Source organism: Parasphingorhabdus cellanae, assembly GCF_017498565.1.
Classification (GTDB): Bacteria; Pseudomonadota; Alphaproteobacteria; order Sphingomonadales; family Sphingomonadaceae; genus Parasphingorhabdus; species Parasphingorhabdus cellanae.
Window position 1 is genome coordinate 1166011 of the sequence record NZ_CP071794.1, and the last position, 25744, is coordinate 1191754.

General features: G+C 53.1%; 17 protein-coding genes and 1 pseudogene. 6 read left to right on the top strand and 12 right to left on the bottom strand.

Annotated elements, in window-relative coordinates:
• Window positions 1–88 precede the first annotated feature (88 nt).
• The 3 genes from J4G78_RS05790 to J4G78_RS05800 all read left to right on the top strand — a co-directional run bounded on the left by J4G78_RS05790 (window position 89) and on the right by J4G78_RS05800 (window position 1575).
• On the top strand, window positions 89–634 hold the full coding sequence (locus tag J4G78_RS05790; RefSeq protein WP_243457243.1) for a VOC family protein: 546 nt from the start codon (window positions 89–91) through the stop codon (window positions 632–634).
• The gene (locus J4G78_RS05795; protein ID WP_310737252.1) at window positions 552–878 is read left to right on the top strand and encodes a VOC family protein; all 327 of its coding nucleotides are present in this window, start codon (window positions 552–554) and stop codon (window positions 876–878) included. Before J4G78_RS05790 ends, J4G78_RS05795 begins: the two co-directional genes overlap by 83 nt.
• Before the next feature lie 82 nt (window positions 879–960).
• Window positions 961–1575, top strand: a complete 615-nt coding sequence (locus J4G78_RS05800) for a pyridoxamine 5'-phosphate oxidase family protein (protein WP_207989272.1) — start codon at window positions 961–963, stop codon at window positions 1573–1575.
• A 56-nt stretch (window positions 1576–1631) separates the two neighbouring features.
• On the opposite strand, the gene J4G78_RS05805 is transcribed toward J4G78_RS05800, so the two are convergent.
• The 4 genes from J4G78_RS05805 to ubiA all read right to left on the bottom strand — a co-directional run bounded on the left by J4G78_RS05805 (window position 1632) and on the right by ubiA (window position 5812).
• Window positions 1632–2768, bottom strand: coding sequence for an MDR/zinc-dependent alcohol dehydrogenase-like family protein (locus J4G78_RS05805; RefSeq protein ID WP_207989273.1), 1137 nt, complete (start codon window positions 2766–2768; stop codon window positions 1632–1634).
• Window positions 2769–2802: 34 nt separating this feature from the next.
• Window positions 2803–3738, bottom strand: a complete 936-nt coding sequence (locus J4G78_RS05810) for an NAD(P)H-dependent flavin oxidoreductase (protein WP_207989274.1) — start codon at window positions 3736–3738, stop codon at window positions 2803–2805.
• Window positions 3739–3771: 33 nt separating this feature from the next.
• The gene (locus tag J4G78_RS05815) at window positions 3772–4791 is read right to left on the bottom strand and encodes an aldo/keto reductase (protein ID WP_207989275.1); all 1020 of its coding nucleotides are present in this window, start codon (window positions 4789–4791) and stop codon (window positions 3772–3774) included.
• Between the two features lie 103 nt (window positions 4792–4894).
• Window positions 4895–5812: a 4-hydroxybenzoate octaprenyltransferase gene (gene ubiA, locus J4G78_RS05820; RefSeq protein ID WP_207989276.1), complete on the bottom strand. Its 918-nt coding sequence runs from the start codon at window positions 5810–5812 to the stop codon at window positions 4895–4897.
• Between the two features lie 121 nt (window positions 5813–5933).
• Between ubiA and J4G78_RS05825 the strand changes: the two genes are divergently transcribed.
• On the top strand, window positions 5934–6695 hold the full coding sequence (locus tag J4G78_RS05825) for a 16S rRNA (uracil(1498)-N(3))-methyltransferase (protein ID WP_207989277.1): 762 nt from the start codon (window positions 5934–5936) through the stop codon (window positions 6693–6695).
• Window positions 6696–6874: 179 nt separating this feature from the next.
• The gene (locus J4G78_RS05830; RefSeq protein ID WP_207989278.1) at window positions 6875–8965 is read left to right on the top strand and encodes a DUF11 domain-containing protein; all 2091 of its coding nucleotides are present in this window, start codon (window positions 6875–6877) and stop codon (window positions 8963–8965) included.
• Here the strand turns inward: J4G78_RS05830 and J4G78_RS05835 are convergent.
• The 8 genes and pseudogenes from J4G78_RS05835 to J4G78_RS05870 form a co-directional block, all read right to left on the bottom strand.
• Window positions 8962–9417 (bottom strand): YaiI/YqxD family protein, encoded by a 456-nt coding sequence (locus J4G78_RS05835; RefSeq protein ID WP_207990460.1) that lies wholly within the window; start codon window positions 9415–9417, stop codon window positions 8962–8964. The genes J4G78_RS05830 and J4G78_RS05835 overlap by 4 nt on opposite strands.
• A gap of 442 nt (window positions 9418–9859) precedes the next feature.
• Window positions 9860–11590 (bottom strand): annotated as a pseudogene (locus J4G78_RS05840) (DEAD/DEAH box helicase); the annotation flags it as partial.
• Between the two features lie 100 nt (window positions 11591–11690).
• Window positions 11691–12875 carry a BaiN/RdsA family NAD(P)/FAD-dependent oxidoreductase gene (locus J4G78_RS05845; RefSeq protein WP_207989282.1) on the bottom strand — a complete coding sequence of 395 codons (1185 nt, stop codon included), beginning with the start codon at window positions 12873–12875 and terminating at the stop codon, window positions 11691–11693.
• A 136-nt stretch (window positions 12876–13011) separates the two neighbouring features.
• On the bottom strand, window positions 13012–16164 hold the full coding sequence (locus tag J4G78_RS05850) for a glycosyl hydrolase (RefSeq protein ID WP_207989284.1): 3153 nt from the start codon (window positions 16162–16164) through the stop codon (window positions 13012–13014).
• A gap of 51 nt (window positions 16165–16215) precedes the next feature.
• Complete coding sequence (locus J4G78_RS05855) at window positions 16216–17034, bottom strand: SDR family NAD(P)-dependent oxidoreductase (protein WP_207989286.1); 819 nt, start codon at window positions 17032–17034, stop codon at window positions 16216–16218.
• A gap of 3 nt (window positions 17035–17037) precedes the next feature.
• Window positions 17038–19497, bottom strand: a complete 2460-nt coding sequence (locus J4G78_RS05860) for a glycoside hydrolase family 2 protein (protein ID WP_207989288.1) — start codon at window positions 19495–19497, stop codon at window positions 17038–17040.
• A gap of 153 nt (window positions 19498–19650) precedes the next feature.
• Window positions 19651–22068, bottom strand: coding sequence for a TonB-dependent receptor (locus J4G78_RS05865; protein ID WP_207989290.1), 2418 nt, complete (start codon window positions 22066–22068; stop codon window positions 19651–19653).
• A gap of 205 nt (window positions 22069–22273) precedes the next feature.
• Window positions 22274–23683, bottom strand: a complete 1410-nt coding sequence (locus tag J4G78_RS05870; RefSeq protein WP_207989292.1) for an MFS transporter — start codon at window positions 23681–23683, stop codon at window positions 22274–22276.
• A 236-nt stretch (window positions 23684–23919) separates the two neighbouring features.
• Here J4G78_RS05870 and J4G78_RS05875 point away from each other — a divergent pair, with 236 nt between their 5' ends.
• Complete coding sequence (locus J4G78_RS05875; RefSeq protein WP_243457297.1) at window positions 23920–25701, top strand: carboxylesterase/lipase family protein; 1782 nt, start codon at window positions 23920–23922, stop codon at window positions 25699–25701.
• The last annotated feature ends 43 nt before the right edge of the window (window positions 25702–25744 follow it).

Consider the following 25744-nt stretch of genomic DNA (forward strand, 5'->3'; position numbering starts at 1 on the left):
AATAAATCTCTTGACCTCAACTTAGCTTGAGGTTGTACGAATCGCAAGTGAGCACAAAAAATGCCTGTTTGTGAGGAGGATAGTGATTGTGAGATTGAACCAGGTTACCGTCGGATGTCTTGATTACGGCGCCTCCGTCAAATTCTACCAGATGCTGGGCCTGGTCCAGATCGTCGATGCCCCGCCCCGCTATGCGCGCTTTGAAACGGATAGCGGCGAAACTTTCTCCATTCAGAAGGTGGACCAAATCTTCGAACCAACCGGAATGATCTATTTCGAAACCGACACGCTCGATGCTGACGTTGCGGCACTGGAGGCTAAAGGCATCATCTTCAACGCGCCGCCAACAGATCAAAACTGGGGCTGGCGCGAGGCGCGTCTGCATGATCCCGCCGGCAATGCGCTGTGCCTCTTTCATGGCGGAGACAATCGCCGCTTCCCGCCGTGGCGAATTTCAAACAGCAAAGAAGAAAAGGACATGAAAAATGACAAATGCAAAGCTGGAACATGTAAACATGACCGTGAGCAACCCACGGCGGTCCGCCGACCTGATGCACGACCTTTTTGGATGGCATATCCGGTGGGAGGGGCCATCAATGTTGGGTGGCCACACGATCCACATCGGGACGGATGATCAATATCTCGCGCTCTACACCAACAAGGATGTGAAGGCCGCCAATGCTGGTGCTGGCCCCGAATTTCGCAAGGGCGAGCCGATGAACCATGTTGCGATGACCGTTGATGATCTGGATGCCGTCGAGGCAAAAGTCGTCGCGGCGAGACTGAAACCTTTTGGCCATGATGATTATGATCCGGGCCGACGGTTCTATTTTTTTGACTGGAACGGGATAGAGTTTGAAATCGTGAGCTATAAATAAAGCAATCAATTTCCCATAATGCGTTCGATACGGTAACCTTCTCGCCCACTCGTTCGAATGGGAAGTCGGAGACACCAGAGCTATGCCGTATAAATTTCTCGATATGCTGACCACCGACAGCGTCCGCGACGCCCAGTCCGAAAATGGCGCTCGCGAACAATGGGATGATTTTGCCGGTGACCGCCGCTTTGACCATTTTGACGAACGGGCGGCGGCCTTCATCGCCGCGCGGGACAGTTTTTACATGGCCAGCGTTTCGGAAAATGGCTGGCCCTATGTGCAGCATCGCGGCGGTCCGCCCGGCTTTCTGAAAGTCCTTGATGACAAAATGCTGGGATTTGCCGATTTTCAGGGAAACCGGCAATATATCAGCCTGGGTAATGTGAAGGCTGATGATCGAGTGGCTTTGTTCCTGGTCGACTATCCGCGGCGCAAGCGATTGAAATTGCTGGCGCATATGACGGTTCATCAGCTGGACGATAATCCTGACTTGGCCCAGCGGATTATCGATACCGACTATCAGGGCCAGCCGGAGCGGCTGATGACCTTGTCGCTGGAATCCTACGACTGGAATTGCCCGCAACATATCGTCCCGCGCTTCACGAAAGACATGGTCGATCTCGCGGCGAGACCGCTGCAAGAAGAAATTGCTAGGCTCACCGAAGAAAATGAAGCGTTGCGGAGAAAGTTGGGATGAACCCTCGTCATCCTGAAACGAGTTCACGATGACGAAATATGAAGTGGTACGCTATCCTAAAGGCTCGGATTCACCAGCACCTTCTCGCCGGTCGCCTTCTTCTCATAGCCTTTGGCAATGTCTGGATCGATCATATCCAGCAGCGAAATCTCGCTCGAATATTCGCTGTGGAAGATACCATTGCGCTCTTCAACCGAATACATGCGCATTTCCATCATGCGCTCACCGCCAACCTGTTCGAGATGTGGGGTCAGCAGCCAGCCGCCGACGCCCCAATAAAGGCCCAGTCCGCCGCCCAAAATGGTTTCGCCGGTATCAAGGCGGCCATAGATATAGACCTGCTTGTGGACGGTTGAGCCATAGACGCTAAATTCAGCGCCACGTTTCGCTGCCGCTTGTTCCATCGCCGTGAGGATATAGCTAGCGAGCTTACCACCACCAATGGCGTCAAAGCCCAGGGTCGCTCCGGTTTCTGCCAACGCATCGACAAGGCTTGGCATGAAGTCATCCTTGGTGCTGTCGAGTACGTGAGTGACGCCCAAATCAGTAAGGATTTTCTTCTGTGCATCCGAACGGACAATTGCGACCAACGGGATATTATCTTTTACGCAGAGTTTCGCGAGCATCTGGCCAAGATTGGACGCCGCTGCTGTGTGCACCAGACCTTCATGGCCTTCGGCTTTCATCGTGTTGATAAAACCCTGCGCAGTCATCGGATTAACGAACAGCGATGCGCCTTCCTTGGCGGCTGCACCTTCAGGAAGCGGGACACACATCATGGCTGGCATCACCCGGTGGGTACGATACATTTCACCGCCGACTATGGTTACCGTCTTGCCGAGCAATGCCTGCGCCGCGTCAGCCGCGCCAGCGGCAACAACTTTACCCGCGCCTTCGTTGCCTGCGGGGAGCTTCTTGCCCTTACGGCCTGCAAAAATACGCATCATCGCAGGATCGACATCAGCGACCAGCGCGGGATGGCCGTCTACGGTTTCAGACCGCACCGTGTCCATTTTCGCCGGGCTGAGCAGCAAGCCGAGATCGGATGGATTAATCGGCACCGCTTCCATCTCGACGACTACTTGATGGTCTTCCAGGTCTGGCACGGCATAAGGCTCAATCGATAGAACGAGTTTTCCATCATCGGTTACCGTGGTGAATAGTTGCTTTGCGTCTGTAATATCGTGGCTCATCAGGGGTTTTCCTCTCTTGATAGGTGGGTTTACATTAAAAACTCTTTGCGGCGTTGAGAGCGCTCATACGCTCCGTAATTCGGAAAAATTCAGCCACCGTTTCGTCGATAATCTGCTTGGCAGTTTTTATCTCGTCAATCAAACCGGATGATTGACCGGCAAGGCCAACCGCGGCCTCCATATCGCCGCCAAAATAGACATCGAGTATGCCTTTGAACGTATCGGGCGGCATTAGACCGTCTTCATAGATTTTCGCGGTGCGCTCTGTCTTCAGGGCGCGGATACAGGGCGTGGCCTTCTTGTTCAGGACATAGGTCCCGGTTTCCTTGGCATCCAATATTGCCTGTTTGTAATTACGGTGGACCGGGCTTTCGGCGCTAGAGACAAAGCGCGTACCCATCTGGACGGCTTCGGCGCCCAATGCAAAGGCCGCCGCCATACCTTTGCCATCCGCGATACCGCCAGCTGCGACCATCGGTATGTCGGATTGACGGCGAATGGCTTGCAGCAAAACGAGCGTGGACACTTCTTCGGGGTTTTTGAAACCGCCACCTTCCGCGCCTTCAACCACCAAGCCATCAATGCCCGCTTCCACGCATTTCATCGCCGCATCGACGGTGGGAACAGCGTGATAAACGGTAATCCCCACCTCTTTCAAAGGACCGATAAACTTGGCTGGACTGCCTGCTGAGGTCGTTACAAATTTCACCCCAGAACCGCAAATATGATCGAGTATCGCCGGGTCTTTCAAAAACATGATCGGCAGGTTCACGCCAAATGGCGCATCAGTCAGATCGCTCATCTTCGCGATTTCCGCCATGCAATTTTCAGTCTCACCGGAAGATGTTTCAATAATACCAAGCCCGCCAGCATTGCAGACCGCAGAAGCGAGCTGAGCCCGAGCGATCCAACCCATAGGGGCCTGCACAATTGGGTATTTCGCGCCGGTATGTTGAAGAAAACGGTTCATGGATTTGTCTTTCGTTGCATGGATATTCGCCGATCAGCCCATGGGGTAGAGAATATCTTTGGTAACTTCGTCCACGGCCTTCATCACATCATCGCTGAGCACTAGCTCGCTGGCGGCGAATATGTCGGCCAATTGATCGGTGTGGGTTGCCCCCACAATCGTGGACGCCACAAATTTATGCTGTTTCGACCAGGCGGTAGCCAGCGTAACCGGGGCGATACCGGCTTCTTCGGCAATAGCCATAAAGCGCTTGGTTGATGCGATGCTTTTCTCGTTCACAAAGCGTTGTGCCATTTTAAACTGGCGCTTGCCTTCCATCGCGAGATAGGCGGAGAAACGCGATCCTTCCGGCTTCGCGCCATCATTATATTTGCCGGATAACACCCCGCCCGCGAGCGGCGAATAGGGAATCAGGCTAACGCCCTCTTTCTTGCAAACTTGCGCCAGTTCATCTTCGAACCGGCGGTTGTTCAAGCTAAAATTATTCTGGATCGTACAATAGCGGGTGACACCGAGCCGCTCGGACGCCTCCAGCGACTTCATCAAGCCCCAGCTGGTTTCGTTCGAGCAACCAATGGCGCGGATTTTTCCCGCACGAATTTGATCGTCGAGCACCTCCATAGTTTCGTCATAAGCGGTGCCGTGGTCCGGCCAATGGGTCTGATAGAGGTCGATATAGTCAGTACCAAGCCGCTTCAGGCTGTCATCCAGTGCCTTGACAATATTGTGGCGATCGAGCGCGGTATTGCCTTGCCGCACAGCTGCCTGAAACCAGCCGCCGCTTGGCCCCGCCACCTTGGTCGCCAGGATGATCGAATCGCGATCTTTGTCCTTCAACCAGCGGCCGACAATTTCCTCGGTCCGTCCCGCATATTCGAGCTTGGGAGGTACTGGGTATATTTCAGCCGTATCGAAGAAATTAATCCCTGCATCCAGCGACTGGTCCATGATCTTGTGCGACATGGCTTCATCAGCACCCGTGCCGAAAGTCATCGTTCCCATGCAGATATCGGACACATGCAGGGCGCTTCTGCCAAGACGGCGTCGTTTCATTCAGGCTCTCCGGGAGAATTTTTGATTTTAATTATGCGATTAAAGATGCCAGAAACTGCATAGGTTGCAAGAGGCAATGTAACTATTCTGGAAACAGTTTTTTCTATCCGGCTTGTCCCAGCACCAAACAGGCGAGAAACATAAGAAATCCAGCAAAGCGATTGGAACGGAATTTGGCAAGCGCATCGTCGCCATCGCCGCTGTTCAGTGTGCCAACCTGCCAAAACAGGTGCAGCGCCAGCGGAATCAGCGCAGCCAGACCAAGCCATTGCGGACGCATGATCCAAAAAGCCCCGGCCCAACTGGCGAGTGCCAATGCGTAAAAAACCAACACGCCAAAACGCACATTTTCACCGAGGCGCAGCGCGCTGGAGCGAATGCCGACCAATGCGTCATCTTCCCGGTCTTGCAGCGCATAAATGGTATCGAAACCGATCACCCAGAATATAGCGCCAGCATAGAGCAGCAGCATGGCGGTCGAAAATTCCGGTTTTATTGCCAGCCAACCCACCAGCGCGCCCCATGAGAAAACCATTCCCAGCCAGGCTTGCGGCCACCAGGTTATTCGCTTCATAAACGGGTAGGCCGCGACCAGAGCGAGACTACCGAGCGCGATCAGCCGGGCCGTCCAATTGAGCTGCAACCAAACCGTCAAGCCAATCAGACAGAGAATGAAGAGCCAAGCCCAAGCCGCCTTTAACGAAACCACGCCGCTAGCGAGTGGCCGCAAGCGGGTGCGTTCGACTTGCTTGTCGAGATCACGGTCGACAATATCATTATACACACAGCCCGCGCCGCGCATCGCGATGGAACCCAGCAATAGCCAAAGGATCAGATCCCATCGCAAGAGCGCCCCGCCAGCCAAGGCCACACCCCATGCGCATGGCCAAAAGAGCAACCACCAGCCGATCGGCCGGTCGAGCCGGGCGAGCAGCGCATAGGGACGTGCTGATGCCGGGAGCAACCCGATAAAGCCGCGATATTCAGTGTCGGGGACATGGGAAGGAAGATCGGATGACATATCGCTTTTATACCGTTAGTCCTGAGCTTGTCGAGCCGAAGACCAGCGAAGCTATCGGCGTTTTAGGGCAAGCGAGAAACTGGTTCGACAGGCGCACCACTAACGGATAATGGTACAACTTATGCCAGCCACACCCGCTTATCCTCCACACAGCGCCCCGCGCCTCTATGTCGATGTCGAACTTAGCGAGGGCGCGGAAATTCGGCTGGATGGCAGCCACGCACATTATCTCCTTAAAGTCATGCGCATCAAACAAGATCAGCCGGTAAAGCTGTTTGATGACCGGACGGGTGAATATCTGGCGCATGTCACGATGGTCGGAAAACGCGATCTCATTTTGTTGATTGATGGAAAAACGCGCGAGCGGGAGAATGTACCCGATCTTTGGCTACTTGCGGCACCTATCAAGAAGGATCGCTATAATTGGATAGCAGAAAAAGCGACCGAGCTCGGCATTACCAAAATGATTCCGATACAAACGCAGCGCACCCAAAACACCGGGATTAAACCGGATAAACTGCGCGCGCATATGATCGAAGCGGCCGAGCAATGCGAGCGTACGGCGCTGCCTGAACTCGAACCGCTCATCAAGCTTGAGGCGTTGCTGGATAGCTGGCCCGGTGATCGCCATCTGTTTTTCGCCGACGAACGCATCCATGAAAGCGGCGCGGGCAGCTTCCGCAAAGCGCTGGTCGCCCATGCAGGGCCAGCTGCGCTGTTAATCGGCCCGGAAGGCGGCTTTTCTGACGTCGAAAATGAAATGATCCGCGCCCTGCCCCAATCCGTACCCGTTTCACTTGGTCCCCGCATATTACGCGCTGACACAGCTGCTGTAGCGGCAATCAGCCTGTGGATGGCTGGTCGCGGCGACTGGAATGGCTGACACAAAGGTATCTTGTCGTAACCTACTGAAAATATTGAGAATGCAAACAATGTAAAATTTCGTTAAGCGCGTTTGATGGATGGTATTTTTACCAAATATTCAGCCTATTGCTCTACCGAAATGCCATGTTTGTGGGAACATATCATAACGGATTGACCAGATCCGGCATGAGCGCGGCTGTGAGCAACCTTGTTCGGTTGCTACTGGGCTTGGCTGTCTTTGCCATGCTGTCGGTTCCTGCGCAGGCCCAGACATTCACCGCAGATTGGACAAATCTTGGCGTCGGCAGCATCCAGGGCGTACCTAGCGGATCTTCCGTAACAGCAGGGCCGCGTACGGTTACGGTCACTCATACAGAAATTACTGATGGTGGACCGTTTACGAACTTCTACGGCACTGAAATGCTGAACTATTTTAACGGCACCATCGGAACGCAAAACGGGACATTGCTCTATTCGATGGACAATGACACGTTCGATCCGGACGACCGATTTGAGAGTATTTTTACCTTTGACTCTGGTGTAACAAATTTGGCGTTCGCTGTTGCCCATGTCGATAGCGGCACCAGCCCGCGTAGCGATGGTGTTACGATTGAATATGATACGGGAACTGGCGTGTGGCAAAATATACGCAGTGTTCCTGCTACTTTCACTCTGGGCGCTGTTGTAGGAACCACGACATTATCTGGCGTGCAAGGGTTTGTGGGCACCGGGTCCGCAGGCGGATTGACAAGCACAACGGGCAATATAAATGTCGATTTCGGCGCTATCTCAGTGGAGCGCGTCCGTATCACCTATCATTTCGGACAAAATCAAACTGGTAATCCAGCTGGCAACTTGCAATATATGGGCTTGTCGGATTTCACCTTTCAGGTGGCAGGAACGGCAGTTTCCGACCTCTCGCTGGCGAAAACCGTTAGCAATGCGACACCAACAAGCGGCAGCGCGATCAGTTATACATTAAGCCTCACCAATAACGGCCCAGTTGCCGAAACCAGCGTACAAGTCGAGGATATTTTACCCTCCGGTTTCAGCTTCACAGGAGCAGCAGGCTTCGGGTCCTATTCTACTGCTACTAACCTATGGACGGTTCCGAATATAGCCTCGGGACAAACCCGGTCCATCACAATTAGCGGAACGGTCACCGCACCGGCCGGCGTAACAATCACCAATTTTGCCGAAGTCTTTTCGCAAACCAATTTTGACACAGACAGCACCCCGGGTAACGGCAGCACTAACGAAGACGACGATGCCAGCCGCAGCTTTACGGTCCAGGGGACACGGACGGCAGGGACGCCGCCGAATTTCAACGCGATTTGCCCTATCGTCAATCAGACCCTGTTTGATTGGAACGCGGCAGGGGTCACTTGGACATCGGGAACGCTTAACAACAGCTATACGGTGGCCAATATCGGGACAATAAACTTTGCGCTGAGCAACACGGGCGGTACCTACGATGACGGTTCCCCGGAAGATAACAGTAATAATACCGGCGGCCTGGCGGCAACGGAACAGTCGCTTTATCAAAATCTGCAATTCGATAACCGGGCCCAGGTGGCAACAACGGTGCTTACGTTACCAACTGCGGTGCCAAGCTTGCAGTTTACCGTTTTTGATATTGATTTCGCGGCCAACGATTTTGCTGATAAACTGACCGTTACGGGCAGTTTCAATGGTGCCACTGTCATGCCGACATTGACCAATGGTGTCGTCAACTATGTGGTTGGGAATGTTGCCGTCGGAGACGGCGGATCCAACTCCGACTCGGCCAATGGCAATGTCGTGGTTACATTCTCGTCGCCGGTTGATACAATTACGATCGAATATGGCAATGCCGGCACCGCGCCTGCTAATCCTGACGGACAGGCGATATCCATTCACGATATCAATTTCTGTAGTCCGGCCACGACGCTGAGTGTCACCAAGATCAGCAGCGTTATCAGTGATCCTGTCAACGGCACGAGCGACCCAAAATCTATTCCTGGTGCGACTATTCAATATTGCATACTGATTTCAAATGCTGGCAGCGCGACCGCCTCGTCGATCAGCGCGACCGATACTATTCCAAGCAACGTGACCTATACGGCAGCGTCAATGCAAAGCGGCAGCAATTGCGGCTCGGCGGCAACCGCGGAGGATGATGATGCCACCGGCGCAGATGAGAGCGATCCATTTGGTGCATCGGTTAGCGGAGCAGTGCTCACTGCAACCGCGGCAAGCTTAGGGCCTGCAGAAGGCTATGCCCTCACTTTTCAGGTCACTGTAGACTAAACACTGCGTTTCAATCGTACCAATATTTGGTCTAAAGATGACAGAAATCTCGATCGGTCACTTTTGCTAAATGGCGGCGGGCCCCCAATATTTTCAGTTCCCATTCCAGCGCGCAAGTCCGCCATGATAGCCCGCGTCGCCACAGCCGCACCAATGGAGTCGGCGGTAAACGGCTTGCCGTTTGGCGCCAGCACCTCTGATCCTGCTTTGATACAGCGATCAGCCAGCAATATGTCAGAAGTAATCACGACCGTCCCGGCCGAGACTCGTTCTGCAATATAGTCGTCCGCTGCATCAAAGGCATCGCTTACCACCACGCGGCTCACCAATGGATGCGCTGGAACGCGAAAATGACTGTTGCTTACGACAATAACTGGCACTTCAAGACGATAAGCTACCCGGTAAATTTCATCCTTTACCGGGCAGGCATCGGCATCAACATAGATTTGGATGGTGTTGCTCATAAGATCGCACTTGTACTCCAGCGAAGGCAGGAGTCCATCTTCTGATAGTGCCAGGTTTCTCGTCCGGGAGATGGCCCCCTGCCTACGCAGGGGCACAGACTAATCAGTCAGCCCTAGGCCCGCGATCTTTTTGACCTTCGAAGGGCCGTTTACCGCGATGCGGCTTTTTCTTCTTGCCACCGAAATTGCCTTTGGGGCCAGATTTCCGGTCGCCCTTAAAGTCAGACTTTTTCTTGAAGCCATCACCAAATTCGCGTTTGGCGCCACCTTCATTACCGCCTTCACGATCTCCCGCAGCTTTGCGTTTCACATAGGGCTTGCCGCCTTCATCCGACTTATTGCCATATTTCTTCTTGCCGCCAAAATCGCGGCCGTCCGATTTTCCTCCGCCGGATTTGCTGCCCTCTGATTTACTGGCACCTTTGCGATCGCCGAATTTCTTGGACCCAAATTTCTTACCGCCAAATTTCTTGCTGGCATTGCTGTAATCTCGGCCACCACCGCCAGCATTATCTCGGCGCCCACCCTTGCGGTTGCGTTTGGCTGCATCACGCGGTGTGCCTTCAAACTGCGTGATCGTAATATCGTCCGTGTCATCGCCACCAGTTTCGCGTTTCTCGGCAATCGCTTTGGTGAATTTATCCACCACTCGGCGCGGAATTTCGAACAATGTGTCATCGCCATTAATCCGGATTGCGCCAATTTCATTCTTGGTAATATGACCACGGCGGCAAAGCACTGGCAGAATCCAGCGTGCATCGGCCCGCTGATTATGGCCAACATCCATCTTGAACCAGACAGTATCTTCAAAACCAGGGCGCGGTCCGCCGGGTGCAGGTTTTGACTGTGCGCCGCGATCCAGCATCTGTTCCGGCGCGGGCATTTTTGCGCGATGCGACTGAACGAGCATCGCAGCAATTTCTTCCGGCGTTTTTTCCGCCATCAACCGTTTCGCGAGTTCCAGATCATCCTCATCAATTTCAACCGGTTGAAGCAGGGTTTCGATCAGACGCTCAGCATCATTTTTCCGAATATCTGCCCGCGTCGGCGCATCTTTCCATTCGGCGTTAATTTTCGCGCCGCGTAACATGGATTCCACCCGCTTGCGCCGCTGATAGGGAACGATGATAACCGCCGTACCCTTTTTGCCGGCACGGCCAGTCCGTCCAGACCGGTGCTGCAGCGTCTCGGCATCGCGAGGAATTTCAACATGGATAACCAACGACAATGTTGGCAGATCAAGGCCGCGTGCGGCAACATCGGTTGCCACACAGACCCTTGCGCGTTTGCTGCGCAGCGCTTGCATCGCCTGATTGCGTTCAGCTTGTGTGTGTTCGCCCGAAAGCGCAACGGCACTGAAACCACGATCAACCAAGCTCGTATGCAAACGGCGCACAGCTTCCCGTGTTCCACAGAAGAGCATCGCTGATTCCGCTTCATGAAAGCGCAACAGGTTCACCACCGCATTTTCGGTATCAGCAGGCGCAACAGTTATCGCTTGATAGGCAATATCGCCATGGCCGCGATCTTCCCCGACCGTAGAAATGCGCATCGCGTCATTTTGATAACGCTTGGCAAGATTGATGATCGGTTTTGGTATCGTCGCGGAAAATAGCAATGTCCGGCGGTCTTCCGCCGTCGCATCCAATATTTCTTCCAGATCCTCACGGAATCCCATATCGAGCATCTCGTCTGCTTCATCGAGCACGGCCGCGCGCAACTTGCTAAGGTCGAGCGCGCCGCGTTCAAGATGGTCCCGCAAACGGCCTGGCGTTCCGACAATAACATGCGCCCCGCGGCGCAGGGTCCGGCGTTCTTTCGACGCATCCATACCGCCGACACAGGTGGCTATTTGCACGCCCGCCGGCTCGTACAGCCATTTGAGTTCACGGCTGACCTGCAGAGCCAATTCACGCGTGGGTGCAATAACCAAGGCAAGCGGTTCAACCAGAAACGGAAACCGGCCATTATCGTCCAATAGCTGCGGCGCCATGGCTAAGCCAAAGGCAACCGTCTTGCCGGAACCCGTCTGGGCAGACACAATGAGGTCGCGGCCTGCGGTTTCTGGTTCCAGCACTGCGGCTTGCACCGCTGTCGGCTTAGCATATTCGCGATTTGCTAACGCTTCGGCAAGAAGCGGGGATACTGCTGAGAAAGGCATGTTCAAATTTCCGTGGCAAAGATTGAAAGCCGCGCGGAAATGCCAATCGCCTGCGGTCGGTGATATTATATCGGTTGTTTAGAGGGTCTGCGCGGCACGATCATATTGCCTTACCGGCAGCATGGCCACTCGCCCAAGCCCATTGAAAATTATAGCCACCGAGCCAGCCGGTAACATCTACGGCTTCGCCAATAGCATAGAGTCCGGGCATTTGCCTAGCTTCCATATTTTTCGACGATAATTCCGCCGTACTGATCCCGCCTGCGGTGACTTCCGCCTTGGCATAGCCTTCCGTTCCATTGGGCATGAAACGCCATTGGGATAGTCGCCTCGAAGCCTCATCAAGCTTGCGATCCGCAAGATTACCCAAATCGCCCGCAAGCGCGATCCGATCCAACAAGGTCTCAGAAAGACGAGCTGGTAAATGCTCATTGACGGCCTTGCTGAGCGAAACACGCGGTTGTTCGCGCTTCAATTGGGTCAACCAATCCGGCTTGAGATCGGGCAGAAAGTCGACGCTAATCGGCTCGCCATGCCGCCAATAAGACGAAATCTGCAATATCGCCGGACCGGACAGGCCTTTATGCGTAAATAACGCCGCTTCGCGAAAGGCGGTTTTGCCGCAGCTGGCGATTATCGGAGCAGATACACCGGACAGCGAACGAAATAGCGTTTCTTCACCGCCGAGAGTTAAAGGAACCAGGGCCGGACGCGGCTCCACAACCTTTAGACCAAATTGCCGGGCAATATCATAGGCAAAGCTGGTTGCACCCATTTTGGGTATCGACGGGCCCCCGGTGGCAATGACCAATGATGGCGCTGTCGCAGCTTCATTGCCATAATCAACATGATAGGAGCCATCGTTGTGGCGGATATCCGTCACCGATTGGCCCAATGACAAGGTGACTGCGTCTTCAGGGCACTCGTCCATCAACATAGCAACGATCTGCTTTGCCGAACCGTCGCAAAATAGCTGACCCAAAGTCTTTTCGTGCCAAGCAATGTTATGGCGGTCGACCAGCGCGATGAAATCTGGCGCCGTATATCGGCTGAGGGCTGATTTGGCGAAATGCTTGTTAGCCGAAAGAAACCGGTCAGCGGCCGTATTGATATTGGTAAAATTGCAACGACCACCGCCGGAAATCAGAATCTTCTTCCCTGGTTGATCGGCATGGTCAATCAACAGCACCTTGCGGCCTCGCTGGCCAGCGATAGCGGCACACATCAGGCCAGCGCCGCCGGCGCCAAGAATGATGGCATCATATCGGAGTGAAGTTTGACGCATATTCGGAAAGCCATTCTACGCCAAAGCTAATATTAGCAAACGAAATTTGCTTTTGGGACCGCCCTAGTCGCTAAGCCTTGCCCAACTTTCTGTTTTCCTCTTGCAAAGCTCCTGATCAAAATTTCTTTGATACAGACTATCGTCTCGCTGCTGCTGCCCTTTTACTCTCACCCTCAACGCGATACAGTTTGACCGGATCAACCAAGCCGAGCCGGACCAGATCATTTTCATAGACTGACATGTGCTCAGCAAATTTATCGCCAGCCAGCGCGCGACCGACCAGAGCATTTCTTTGCGGAGGTCGCACTGACACTGTGATCGTATTTTTTCCAGCGCGAACGGCGTCCGAAATATCGACCAAAAACGGATGGACCGATGCTCGACCTACAGCCTTGCCATTGACCAAGATGGTCGCAACGCCCTCAACCCGCCCGAGGTCAATCACATAGCTTTGGTCAGCGTTCATCGGCTGGAGCATGAAATCGTTGCGATAAACGAGGGGACCAGCTGCATATTTCAAATCCTCGTCAGTCCGCAGGTCGATCATTCCGCCATCGATTTTTCTTTCGACGTCACCAAATTTCATCGTCCATCGGTCCAGCGCCTGTACTTTGGTACTATCGTCGCGAACCAATCGAGAGAGCGGCCGGCCCGTCTCTGCCAATATCTGCGGCGTTGAAATCAGGAATACCGATTCTAACGAGCCCAAAGCCAGTGGCAATCCGCCCGAATTGTCTCTATCCGCGCGCCAAACATGTCCGCCCATCGGGTCGAACCAATATCGGTTGAGGCCGTCATCGCCAGCGACATGAACAACGCTGGCAGCATCATCTAGCGAGAGATTAGTGAAAAAATCCACAGTCTCCCGCACGCCGGTAGTCCGGCGGACGCGGCGCACATTTGCATTGCCGGTCACTGTCAATGATCCTGCCAGGTCATCGACCAGCTGGCTATGCGTTGATACGACCTGATCGCGGCTCAGCTTGGCAATGCGCATCCGCACCGCCTCATCACCCGTCTTTGCATCCTTAAATCCGCTCTGTCGCGTGGGCATCTGGCCGAAAAAGCGCAGTTCAGTGCCCTGTTTTTTAAGCGATTCCAAAGCCTTGACGGTCGAAAGCTCCATCTGATCGGTTTCGAAAACCACAACCGCAGCGATATCGTTTTCGATGTCATTATCTGCACCATTTCCCGATCCACGCCCGCGCGTCTCCAGTGCGTGACTATTTGTCCAGGCCCAAGTGACACCGCGCCGATCAAGTTCTCGCGTCAATGCCGATGCCCTTGACAACCAAGCCAATCGTGGATCAGCTTCATCTTCCGGTACTTTAAGAAAGGGAAGGTCGGTAAGGTCGATACCGGGCTTCTCGCGCGCCGGTCTTCCCGCATCGGGCATGTAACCTTCGAACAGAAAATCATCGGTCACCCCGGGCATCTCATCAAAAAATGACGGAAAGCCAAGCCACGGATAATAGATAAAAACATCGACCTCCGGGCGTCCTGATTGCAGCAGTTTCTGGGTTCGGCTCAGATATGTATTCAGCTGGGGCTGGGCATCCCACATAATACTGCCTTGCCCGTAATTTTCACTGAAGTGGCTAAAATTACCCGGACCTGAAAACGGATGCCACGGTATATCGCCGAATAGGTCTTTATAGGGCTGATCTTTTAAGTCATAGGGTATGCCGTGATAAATGATCTGGTTCACGCCTGATGCAAATAGCAGGTCGGCCGCCGCTTTCACCTGCCTTGGCGCAATGGTGTAATCGCGTTCAATCCAGACAAAAGATTCTGCTGTAATTAAAGGGCGATCATATAGAGCCCCTGCCGACGCAGCCATCTTCATGAACGCGGTCGACCCGCCCGCATAAAGCTGTTCGATTTCCGGGATATGATTGGCTCCCAGTGCCCGGATCACGTCGAGGTCCATACCATAGCTTTGCCCGCGTGAATGCAAGCCCCGTGCCTCCGCCCAGTTTGCCGACGTTTGTAAAAATCGCTCGACGACCAGGTCAGACAAGGTCTGCTGATAGTCATGCCGAACGCGCTCGTCTGTATCTGAAAGTGTATATCTTGGGGTCGCCTCAATATGCGCGACATCCCGCAGGAAGAAATTATCAGCCACATCAACGAGCACGACCGGAAGATGGGGCCGCAAGTCATATCCCCGGCGTTTCTCGAACTCCGTAAGAATATCATGCGCAGCCAAGCGGTCGACCTTGAACTCAAGACTATCGTTGAAAAAACCCTTAAATGCTTTGCCATAATGATCCTGCAAACCCGTGCGGTTTCCGAACGCCCAATTATAATGTCCGACAACCTGATCACGCCGAAAATGATCAAGGACGAAACCGGGCGTATCATGTGCTCCCAAAGTCGGCGCCTCGCCAGAGGGCAATATATAGGTTGCGACAATGGTCCAGTCTCCGGCGGGTGCATCCCATTCGAGAATATCGCCAGTGACATGGCCATCGAGAACTATCGCAGTCTCACTATCGAGCGTGATTGTGTCAGTCACGTCCAAGAGATTATCGGAATGCTGACCGCCCGTTCGCCGCATTGCCACCGCACTTAAAAAAGTTGCTTGATCACTCGGAAAATCGGCTACCTCCAGTCCGAAGAAAACCTCCGCAAGACCAAGGAGGTAGGCGTTCAGACCTGCTTCGGGCCCCGGCAGGCTGGTGCGGACAGTTTGCCCGCCCTTCACATCCAAATGCCCGCTGGCCAGACTGTGCAAGCCGTCCTCAAGCAAGACTTGTGGACCGCCCGCTGGCCAACCACTCAAGTGGTTCAGATACACTTCCATCCCGAGCCGCTCTGCACAGGCCATAGTAGCCGACATAGTGCGATAATAATCGTCTTTCGCAAAAGAGTTGATCTTCGCACGGACGGCTTCGTCCTCGATCGGTTCAAGGCCAATATTGAAAGACTGGATTTCCACGCCGCCGATTCCACGAGCATCCATCACGCGCAATTCCTCGCACGCTTGCTTAGCGTCAACATCCCCTCCGGGCCACCACCACCGGGCCCAAGGGCGGGCGGCAGGATCAATCGCCGCTAAAGTCTGCAAGTCCAGTTGGCGGGGGCGGAGCGGCGTGTATTTGATATCAGCTGGTGCCGGTTCGCCAGCATAGCTGCTGATACTAGGGACGCCTTCCAACGCCGTCGGCGGCTCCCAAGCATTGCTGAGAGCATTTTGTAAATATGCATAACCGCCGATCGCGGCGATCGCTATTAAACCAACGAGTGCCAGCGCAGTATAGCTACCCCATTTCAACACACGTTTCATCGGCGCTCCCCTATCAACAGAAATTGAGATACTAGAAATATTGGCAGCATCTTAAGCCGCGAATCGATCCGAGGCGGCGCTCGCGGCATAATCGGACAAGAGGTCCTCCATGCGATCCTCGACCGCTGTCATCAATTCCGAATGCGTAAATATATGGAAGCGATTGGCTTCAATTGAATCCGCCGTCCAGTCGGCGACAACCGCAGGATTCAAGCCGCCCTCGACTAGTGCCTTAAAGGTATCCGGCTCGTCGCCGTCGGCTCCCTTGTCAGCCGAGGGGCGGTTCGCGCCGCTATTGTGAATATTGGTACGCACAAAAGCCGGACTGAGGACGCTGACACCGATATTGAAGATTGCGAGTTCAAGCTTGAGGCATTCCGAATAACCTACCACGGCAAATTTTGTCGCGGAATAAGGCGACATATAAGGTGCTGCGATATGTCCGGCTATTGATGCGGTATTGATAATGTGGCCGCCGGTCTTCTGGCTCTGAATAATCGGAACAAATGTCTCAATACCGTGGACAACGCCCATGAGATTGACATCGATCGCCCAGCGCCAATCCTCAATTGATATCTCCCCGGCGATCCCGCCAGCGCCAACGCCCGCGTTATTAAAGAGCAAATGGACTTCGCCATAAGTTGACACAGTTTTTTCAGCAGCCTGTTCGACACTGGCGAGATTGGCGACATCACATGAAATTGCGGTCGCCTGCGAGCCAAGTTCGCTTTGCGCGGCGTCTAGCGCTTGCTCGTCGATATCCGCAATTGCAACACGCGCGCCTCGCGAGATCAACGTCTTCGCCAATGCCAGCCCAATGCCGGACGCACCCCCTGTGATGAAAGCAACCTTGCCCTGTATCTCTGTCATTTTTCAGTCCTTTTTTCCGCTGTCGAGGCGATAGATGTCTTTTCGCATTGTAATAATTCGGAATGGCGGGTCGGGAATTGCCTTGCCAACATGGTCGTAACCAATCTTGCGCCGCCCATAGACGGGATCAAAGGCACCCGACGGAGACGTAAGCCGCGCCACAAATAGAAGACGACTGGTCTGGGGAATATCGAGCTCTATTTTGACATCTCTTCTACTGACCGGTTCGAGAACCAAGTCCATTGGTTCGGAGCGTGACAGAACCCGGCCATTGGCATCTATCGCCAAAACCTCTGCGACAACCGGCTCAGGATTATAGTCGTCGTTCAACAATATGAGCGGCACAGAAGCGCGTTTCCCTCGCGGATAGGACGCCTCATCCCAAGCACGAAGATAGATGAGCTGCGGTGCGAAAGCGCTACGCGCATAACGGGCCCAGCGCGGCTCCAATTTGAGATTTTTCACGTCAATGAAGCTGTCACAGGTTTTGCTGGTCGATTTCACTTCCCAGCTTTCGGGAATATCGGCTGCGTCATCACATTTTGACAGATATACAAAATGCTGGACTCCGGCATAGCCACGCATCGCTCGCCAATAGGCTGCAAGCTCCGACATTATATAGGCATATCCTTCCAGATATTCCTGCGGCGTCAGCGTTTTGCCTTCTGCAATATTGTCAAAAGACAGCTTGCCCAGTTCGGTCGGGCGGCCGCGATGCGTAACCCATAAAAATCCATATTCGTTATTGATAAACGGATGCTCAGGCGCACCGGAATAGGTTGCGAAGGGCCCCCAGGTGGCTTGCGGCGGCTGCCCCTTCATGGTTGTGAAATCATCCAGCGTATAGCGGCGATCATTCATGTTGAGCGCGCCGCCCGCGTTCAACTTATAGGGGTGTTCCTCAATCGGATCATTGGGCCCGACCGGGGGTCTGTAACCGCCATTTTCCCATTGGCGCGTCGGGTCAATATCGCGCATCCGCTGAATAACATCATCCGATATTGGGTTGTGATTTTCATTCGCCGCATCCCACCAGCCGATCGACGCATGGTTCCAGTTTTCACTCACCCATCCGCGAAACTCTTTTTCAAGCTCCGCCGCCGACCATTTGGAGGATTCTGTATTACGAACCACGGACCAGAAGCTATATTCATCGGCGACAATGAAACCGATTTCATCCGCCAGATCATACCAGAAATTCGGCATACGTCCGGTGTGATTGCGAAAAGAATTCCAATGGAAATCCTTGGGATGGCCGCTCAACAATTCGCGTACCCATGCCTTGTCCCACGGCAATTGCCCGCGCTGCGCATCTTCAAAAAAGCGGTGGAGGCCGATATTCGTGCCGCGCAGATAATAAAGTTTGTTGTTAAGATAAAAGCCTTTGTCCGCGCCGCTGCGCCACTCAACCTTGCGCATGCCAAATCTTTTGACCCGGTCGTCGCTTGGTTCAACCACATCGCCCTCGCCCGCCCGGCCCAGCTGCGCATGCACCTGATAGAGAAACGGGTTTTCCGGTGACCAGAGTTCATAATCCTGCATGGCAACCGTCTGCTCAACCAGTTTTGTTTCACCGGCAGGAATAGTCACATTCATTTCACTACGCAGCGGCCTTGCTGTATCGCCATCTTTCCATGGGCGAACATCCTGAACCACCACAGCATCATAAGGCTGCGCACCACCATTGCGGATCAAGGTTTTGATTTTGACCCGGTCATTATCAATTTCGGGTTCAATTTTGACATTGGCAATCGATGCCTGCTCGGTCAGCACCAGGCTTACCGTGTCCCATAATCCGGGATACCATCTTTCCTTTTCATCATCATCGCCGGCGGGGACAAAGCTGGGCAGCTGACTACGGTCTGCACCCAGTCGCACGACCAGCTCATTGGTCTGGCCATATTTAATTGCATCGGAGGCGTTATATTCGGACAGGGAAAATGTGGTAAAATGTTCGCCCAATGGCTTACCATTCAGCCAGACTTTAACGCCGTTTTTGGCTTTATGAAGGCATAGAAATGCCTGCGCGGATCCTTTTTCAGGGGCCTTAAATTCGGTGCGATACCAGAATACATCGCGCTGCCCGCTTTCTATGCCCATTTCGGTAAAGGCCGGACGCGCATCTGTAATCAATCCGGGCACGGGCGCTTTATGCGCATAGCTTGTCGGCAGCGTCTCCGACATTTCGCTTTCGGCAACATCCCAAGTGCCGTCCAGCATCATCGTACGGCGGGTTTGCTCCCCCCAATCAACATGGCTGCTTTGACACGCGGCGACTGGATAAGATCCTTCGACCGTTGCCTCATAATCGTCTCCAGGTTCAAATGTGGTCAGCCATGCTGAAATGCTTTCATTGGAAAGCATGCTGGTCACGATCATGCCGCGATTAAACCAAATGACAACGCCCAGAACGACAATGACTAACAGGAAAATAAAAAGAAATTTACCGATTTTTTTCAACATGACGCCTCGTAATTATTCGCCATCAAATGGACTATGTATAATGCTGTCCGCCCGCTGCTTTCTGCAAAGCAGGGATGTGGTGGAGGCCAGGCCTCCACCACCGGGGAAGAAACATATCTGTTTCGAGGGAACAAACATTATGGTGTCATCTGACTAATATCGAAAGCTCAGCCGCGCGCCCCATGTCCGCTGCGCTTCAAATGTACGGAATTGCGCATAGCCACCTTCATCAAACGGCATAGGCACGATGGCAGCAACGAAATTCTGGTTCGTGAGGTTGCGCCCGAAAAGCGACATTGTTGCCTTGCCATCCCAGAATGTCACGCCAATTTGTGCATCAACTAAAGTATAGGCATCGATCCGGCTTTGCGGGTCATTGGACACCAGGCTTAAACTGTCATCACGATATTGAAAGCCGCCTTGAATGTAGGCATTAACGGCATCGTTGATCCGAAAATCATAACGCGCAAAACCGTTAAGCGTCCATTCCGGCGCGTTGGCCAGCCGCGCGCCAGACAGGTCCTGCGCTTCAGTGGTGGCAAGATTATCAGGATCGTCTGGATCAATCCTGACCTGCACACATCCTTGTGCCTCTGTTTGCAGACTATAGCATGGTGCCTGCTCGAAGCTCTTATATTTGGCGTCGTTGTAAGACACAGCGCCAGAGAGCGTTAGTCCATCCACAGGCACGATCGTCAGATCAGCTTCGATGCCTTTCGATACAGCCTTGGCGGCATTAGAAAGGGAAACAACCAACGTACCGTCAGGACCGCGAACAAGAGATTGCGCCTGCAAATCTTCAATTTCCGTATAATATCCGGTGATACCAGCCTGCAAACGATTATTGACGCTGCGATACCGAAGACCGACTTCAAATTGGAGCGGCTTTTCCGGTCGGGCAATCGGTAATCCGACTTCAGTAAATTCCTCACCGGTGACCAGTGCTGCAGATTTATAGCCCTGTGTTACCGTGGCGAATATATTGAAATCATCGGTAAAGTCGTATTTTGCACCCGCCCGCCACGTGATCGCGTTGTCATCATTTTCAACGGTTGCCCGATTCCCGTCAAGAACCCGAAGCAGAAACGGCCCAATAATGAAGGGTGAAACCGATGTTGGAGTTTGCGATAGAAGCTGGCTCGCCTCAAGCTCTGAGCGCAAAAAACGCACCCCGCCGATTAACGAAAACTGCGGCGTTACTGCATATTCCCCTTGGCCAAAGATCGCGTAATTTTGCTCCTCAAAATCGGATGCAAAATCTGTTCCGGTCAAGGCAAACGGGGGCAGGATTGGCGGCAATATCCCGGGAGCCAGCGAACGGAGATTAAGGCCCGCTGTACCCACCTGCCGATTAAATTGGTCGATTTGCTGCGAGAAATAATAGGCGCCCAGCGTATAGGTCAGCTTGCGGTCCCGGGGTGAGGACAATCGAAATTCCTGACTGAATTGCGACTGCTGTTGCGCGCCCGAGTTGATCAATAGGAACGGCTGCGGGATAAGATCTGCATCTTCCTCAGAAAATGTATCCCAATCGCGCCAAGCCGTTAGCGAAACAAAATCATGCTCCCCCAGTGATGCTGTGAGTTCAGCAGAAATACCGGTAACTTCACTTTCTGCCACCCAATTACCATCGGAAGCAATCTGCCTGTTTTTTGGCCCCGGCACGATGCCAGCTCTCAACGATTCCAGACCAATTGCATTAAACGCCCCAGGCCCCAATTGTGGCAATAACCCAGTACCTGGTAGATCAGGAGATAATTGCCGGTATGTTAGCCCGCCGGGGGTATTGTCCCGACGCGAATGATCGACGTTCAACAAAAAATCCACCGTATCGCTGATTTCGAAATTCACTTTTGCGCGGAATCCATATTCGTTGCGATCCGCCAGATCGCTTTGCGGTGCATCAGGGTTTATATTTTCAATATAGCCATCGCGCGTGTTGCGATATCCGGATATCCGGGCGGTAATCCCATCGGTAACTGGTCCAGATATCGCGCCGGAGAGATTGACCTCGTCGAAAGAGCCGTAAGCGACATTCATTTCCGCCGTAAGGTCATTTGTCGGGCCTTTGGTGATTACCGAAAGAACCCCACCTGAAGCATTTTTGCCGAACAAGGTTCCTTGCGGCCCGCGCAAAACCTCCACACGCTCGACGTCGGAAAAGTCGAAAATTCCTGCGCCTGTCCGTCCAATCGTAACACCGTCGATTGACAGCGCTACGCTTGCTTCGACGCCAATATTGAATACGCCAACGCCGACACCGCGAACAGTCAACGCAGACTGACGTGCGTTGATCCCACCGCTAAATGTCACGCCGGGTGCGACATATTGCAGTTGTTCAAAACTATCGATCTGGCGATCCTGCAATTGCTCGCCAGAAACCACAGTTGTGGAAATCGGCACGTCCTGAAGATCCTCTTCGACCTTCTGAGCGGTTACGATAATCGTTTTGATGCCAGAGGTCTCTTCATCGTTACCCTCCTGCGTTTGCGAAAACGCCGGTTGAGAACAAATGAAAGCCCCCAATGCGATCGATGACGTGAATACCAGCCTTTTGCTCTGACGAACCATTTCCATCCTCCCTGATTGGATGCTTCGCACCCTAATTGATTTCAATAATCGTCCATTTGGACTATTTGTCAACACACAAAATCGGCCACTGCAAAAAAATCGTCCGATTGTATGGTTTTTAGATAGTGTTTGCGAAGCAATCTCCATGATGGTGATCATGGCAACTGCGATATTGGCTTTAATATGGGCACCGAAGCTCCCCGCTTTACCCGTCGCTGGTCGGCCCTGCCCCGGACGGTCGCTTTCTATCAGCAATTTCACGCACAATCTTGGCATGCTTGTCCTGATTAAGGTCGAAACGCGAAGCCAGAAAAAGACAGATAATATAGAATCCCATGGGCACCAGCGACACCAGATAGCGAAGCCCCTGCTCCGCCTCAGCTGTTTGCACTTCATTTGCACGATATCCGATCAGATCAAGCCCAACGCCCAATATTCCGGTGGCAATGCCCAAGGACATTTTTTGCCCAAATGCCATCAGCCCATATATCACGCCTTCGGCACGCACGCCGGTTTTCCATTCGCCATATTCGACCGTGTCCGGCATGGCAGAAGAGATCGCAAGATATACAGCCCCGACCCCAACAGCCCCCAGCACCATGAAGGGAAGGACAACAGCTGGTCCAAAATCGATCAGTGTGTAAAGCGCGATATTGACCAGAATAGTTATGACAAAGGCCGTGAGAAGCACGAATTTCTTGCCTCGCAATTTTGAGACCCAACTCCAGAACGGCACGGCCAATCCGATGATCAGCGCATAGCTGCCCACAAACAGGCCCATTAAATGTTCCCCGTCCAGATTATATTTCAGGAAATATAATCCCGATTTCCCAGCAATTGTGCCTGCACTGCCGCCAATGAATATAATCGTGAATAACAGCCAGAAAGCAGAGTTTTTGGACAGCATATGGAAAATATCTCTAAGGCTGGGCAATGGTTCATTCTGCTCCTCTTCACTTTCCCGCTCCCGCGTTACAGCAAAGCAGATCAGAATTGCGATGACTGATACAACCGCATAAAGGACGGCCGTCTGACCAAAGCCGGCAGCCAGATCACCGTCCCCCAATGCTTTGGACAGGTCCAGCGTCAGGCCGCCGATCAATGCACCGGAAAGCGTGGCAAATAACAAACGCCATACGGCAAGCGAGCTGCGCTCATCCGCATTTTTACTCAGCCGCGCGATCAGCGCTTGATAAGGAATGGCAACTACGGTGTAACAAGTGCGGAACAATAAATGGGTGGCGGCGACAAATACGATCAGCTCCGTCCCCTCCAGATCCGGGTGATAAAACATCAGCGCCAAAGACAGAGCCAGCGGCACGCAACCAAACAGCATATAGGGACGATAGCGGCCCCAGCGTGTCCTGGTCCAACTGGCCAATATACCAATGGCCGGATCGGTAATCGCATCCCATATCATTGCCCCCATGATAATGGTCCCAGCCACTGTGTTTGGCAGTCCGACCGCTTCGGTATAATAATATAGGACAAAAAGATTGGTGACGTTCCAACCAATTGACACACCGAAGTCGCCAAAACCAAACGCAATCCGCGAGCCCAGAGTCGTGCTGGTCGCATTGGGATCAGCGCGGTTGTTATCAATTTTTTCCGTCATGGATATAGTCGCAAATCACCGCGCAGCGCGGTGCTCCCTGTATCAGGCATCACATCCTCAATATTATTTTATTAGTCCATTTGGACTACTTTCAGATTAGTGCGGTTCCGTCAACGCACAATCGTACAAGATAAGCAATATTCTCCTTTTACGTCCAATTGGACGATTTTAGTTGCGCGCACGCAATTGATGAGCGAAAAGGCAGCAAGAATAATCGCTTGGAAGGATGTTTGAACGTGCGCATTGCTGCAGCAATTACCCTATGCCTTGGCCTGGCAGCCTGCGGAAATCCGTCTGAGGCTGCCACAGAGCCTAAGCCAGATGTGGGCACCCAACTGACCCTAAATCAAGGATCGTTAATTGGCTTCAAGGCAGAAAATGGCGCGCATGTCTGGCTTGGCATTCCGTTTGCCGAATCGACTGCAGGTCAAAATCGTTGGCGCGCACCGCGCCCCGTTTCCGCGTGGGATGGCATCAGGCCCGCAACCACATTCGCCCCATCCTGCCCCCAATTTTCGCGGGAAGAATCCGATGCTGGAGAACTGATCGGGTCGGAAGACTGCCTGTATTTGAATGTCTATGCACCACCAGATGCGCAAGGCCGCGACCTTCCAGTCATGATTTGGATCCACGGCGGGGCCAATGTCTGGGGAGCTGCCAGTGAGCGCGATGGATCGAAACTGGCCGTCGACCAGAATGTAATTCTGGTCACTGTTCAGTATCGGCTCGGACCGCTCGGTTTTTTTGCGCATGAAGCGCTACGTGATACGGCTGACAAGCCGCTTGACCGGGCGGCGAACTTTGCCCTTCTAGATCTGATCGCCAGCCTGAAATGGGTTGGTAGAGAAATAGCGACATTTGGTGGCAATCCAGACAATGTCACGATTTTCGGCGAGAGCGCCGGTGGTCAGAATATTGCCGCTCTAATTGGCTCTCCATTGGCGAAAGGGTTGTTTCACAAGGCCATCATGCAATCAGGAGGCTTTGATAGCGCTTCCCTGGACCAGGCTGAATTTGCAAATAGTGACTTCTACAATCCATCGTCGGTGGTGATAGACAAGCTGGGGTACCGGGATTTTGGCAGCAAAGAGACTGCCAAGGCGCTCAGAAAAACGTCCTTGGCTGATTTATTCGCTACCTATGCAACCAAAGCAGAAGCGGCAAAGCCGCGCCTCCGATATAATGATGGGACTCCGGAATTTCCTAATATCCCGGCTGTTATTTCTGATGGTGTAACCCTGCCCAAAGCTCCGCTTCGATCGCTGCTGTCTGATCAGGAGACATTTAACAGCGTGCCAATGATCATGGGCACCACCAGAGATGAGCTTAAAGCACTTTTTCAGGCTGATCCAAAACTTGTTAAGAAACGGCTTGGGCTTTTTCCTGCTGCGCGAAACCAGCGTCGCTATGATTTGATATCGGAATATACCAGCCGTTTGTGGAGGATCCATGCTGTAGATCAGCCGGCAGCCATCATATCTCGCGCAGGCCATAATGAAATATGGGCTTATCGGTTCGACTGGGATGAGAGCGGATCAGTCGGAATGACCGATCTCGCCAAGTTACTCGGCGCTTCACACGGTTTCGAGGCCCCGTTTATTTTTGGTACATTCGACGTTTTCACCGACAATTCAAAATATCTCTTCCCTCCGAAAAATGCCGAAAGCCGTAACGCTTTAAGTGCGACAATGATGGAATATTGGGCATCCTTTGCGCGTGGCGGGCAACCCCTGGCCCAAACAGGGCCAGAATGGCCGCGCTATACGGAGAATGAATCTCAGCCTAAAATCATGCGCTTTGACAGCGAAGAAGACAAAGGCATATCCGTCCTGACCGGCGCTGACTCCATGGATAAATGGATTAGCGATCTGCAAAATGATCAGAAGGTATCCCGAGCTGACAGATGTGCGATCCTTGATGTTCTGACGACATATCGGGACGGGAACGTAATTCCACCGCCCGCCCGTGTCCAGATAGATGCACTACGGAAATCGAGGTGCACGGCCGGACAACAATAGCGCATCGTCTCCATCTCCTCCAGCAACCAGCAACAGAATTGAA

Bases quoted from the DNA above. Each gene is read 5' to 3' on its own strand.
- J4G78_RS05865 (WP_207989290.1), bottom strand. From the start codon at position 22,068: ATGGTTCGTCAGAGCAAAAGGCTGGTATTCACGTCATCGATCGCATTG.
- J4G78_RS05855 (WP_207989286.1), bottom strand. From the start codon at position 17,034: ATGACAGAGATACAGGGCAAGGTTGCTTTCATCACAGGGGGTGCGTCC.
- J4G78_RS05795 (WP_310737252.1), top strand. From the start codon at position 552: ATGCACGACCTTTTTGGATGGCATATCCGGTGGGAGGGGCCATCAATG.
- J4G78_RS05870 (WP_207989292.1), bottom strand. From the start codon at position 23,683: ATGACGGAAAAAATTGATAACAACCGCGCTGATCCCAATGCGACCAGC.
- J4G78_RS05860 (WP_207989288.1), bottom strand. From the start codon at position 19,497: ATGTTGAAAAAAATCGGTAAATTTCTTTTTATTTTCCTGTTAGTCATT.
- J4G78_RS05800 (WP_207989272.1), top strand. From the start codon at position 961: ATGCCGTATAAATTTCTCGATATGCTGACCACCGACAGCGTCCGCGAC.
- J4G78_RS05805 (WP_207989273.1), bottom strand. From the start codon at position 2,768: ATGAGCCACGATATTACAGACGCAAAGCAACTATTCACCACGGTAACC.
- J4G78_RS05810 (WP_207989274.1), bottom strand. From the start codon at position 3,738: ATGAACCGTTTTCTTCAACATACCGGCGCGAAATACCCAATTGTGCAG.
- J4G78_RS05850 (WP_207989284.1), bottom strand. From the start codon at position 16,164: ATGAAACGTGTGTTGAAATGGGGTAGCTATACTGCGCTGGCACTCGTT.
- J4G78_RS05845 (WP_207989282.1), bottom strand. From the start codon at position 12,875: ATGCGTCAAACTTCACTCCGATATGATGCCATCATTCTTGGCGCCGGC.
- J4G78_RS05825 (WP_207989277.1), top strand. From the start codon at position 5,934: ATGCCAGCCACACCCGCTTATCCTCCACACAGCGCCCCGCGCCTCTAT.
- ubiA (WP_207989276.1), bottom strand. From the start codon at position 5,812: ATGTCATCCGATCTTCCTTCCCATGTCCCCGACACTGAATATCGCGGC.
- J4G78_RS05815 (WP_207989275.1), bottom strand. From the start codon at position 4,791: ATGAAACGACGCCGTCTTGGCAGAAGCGCCCTGCATGTGTCCGATATC.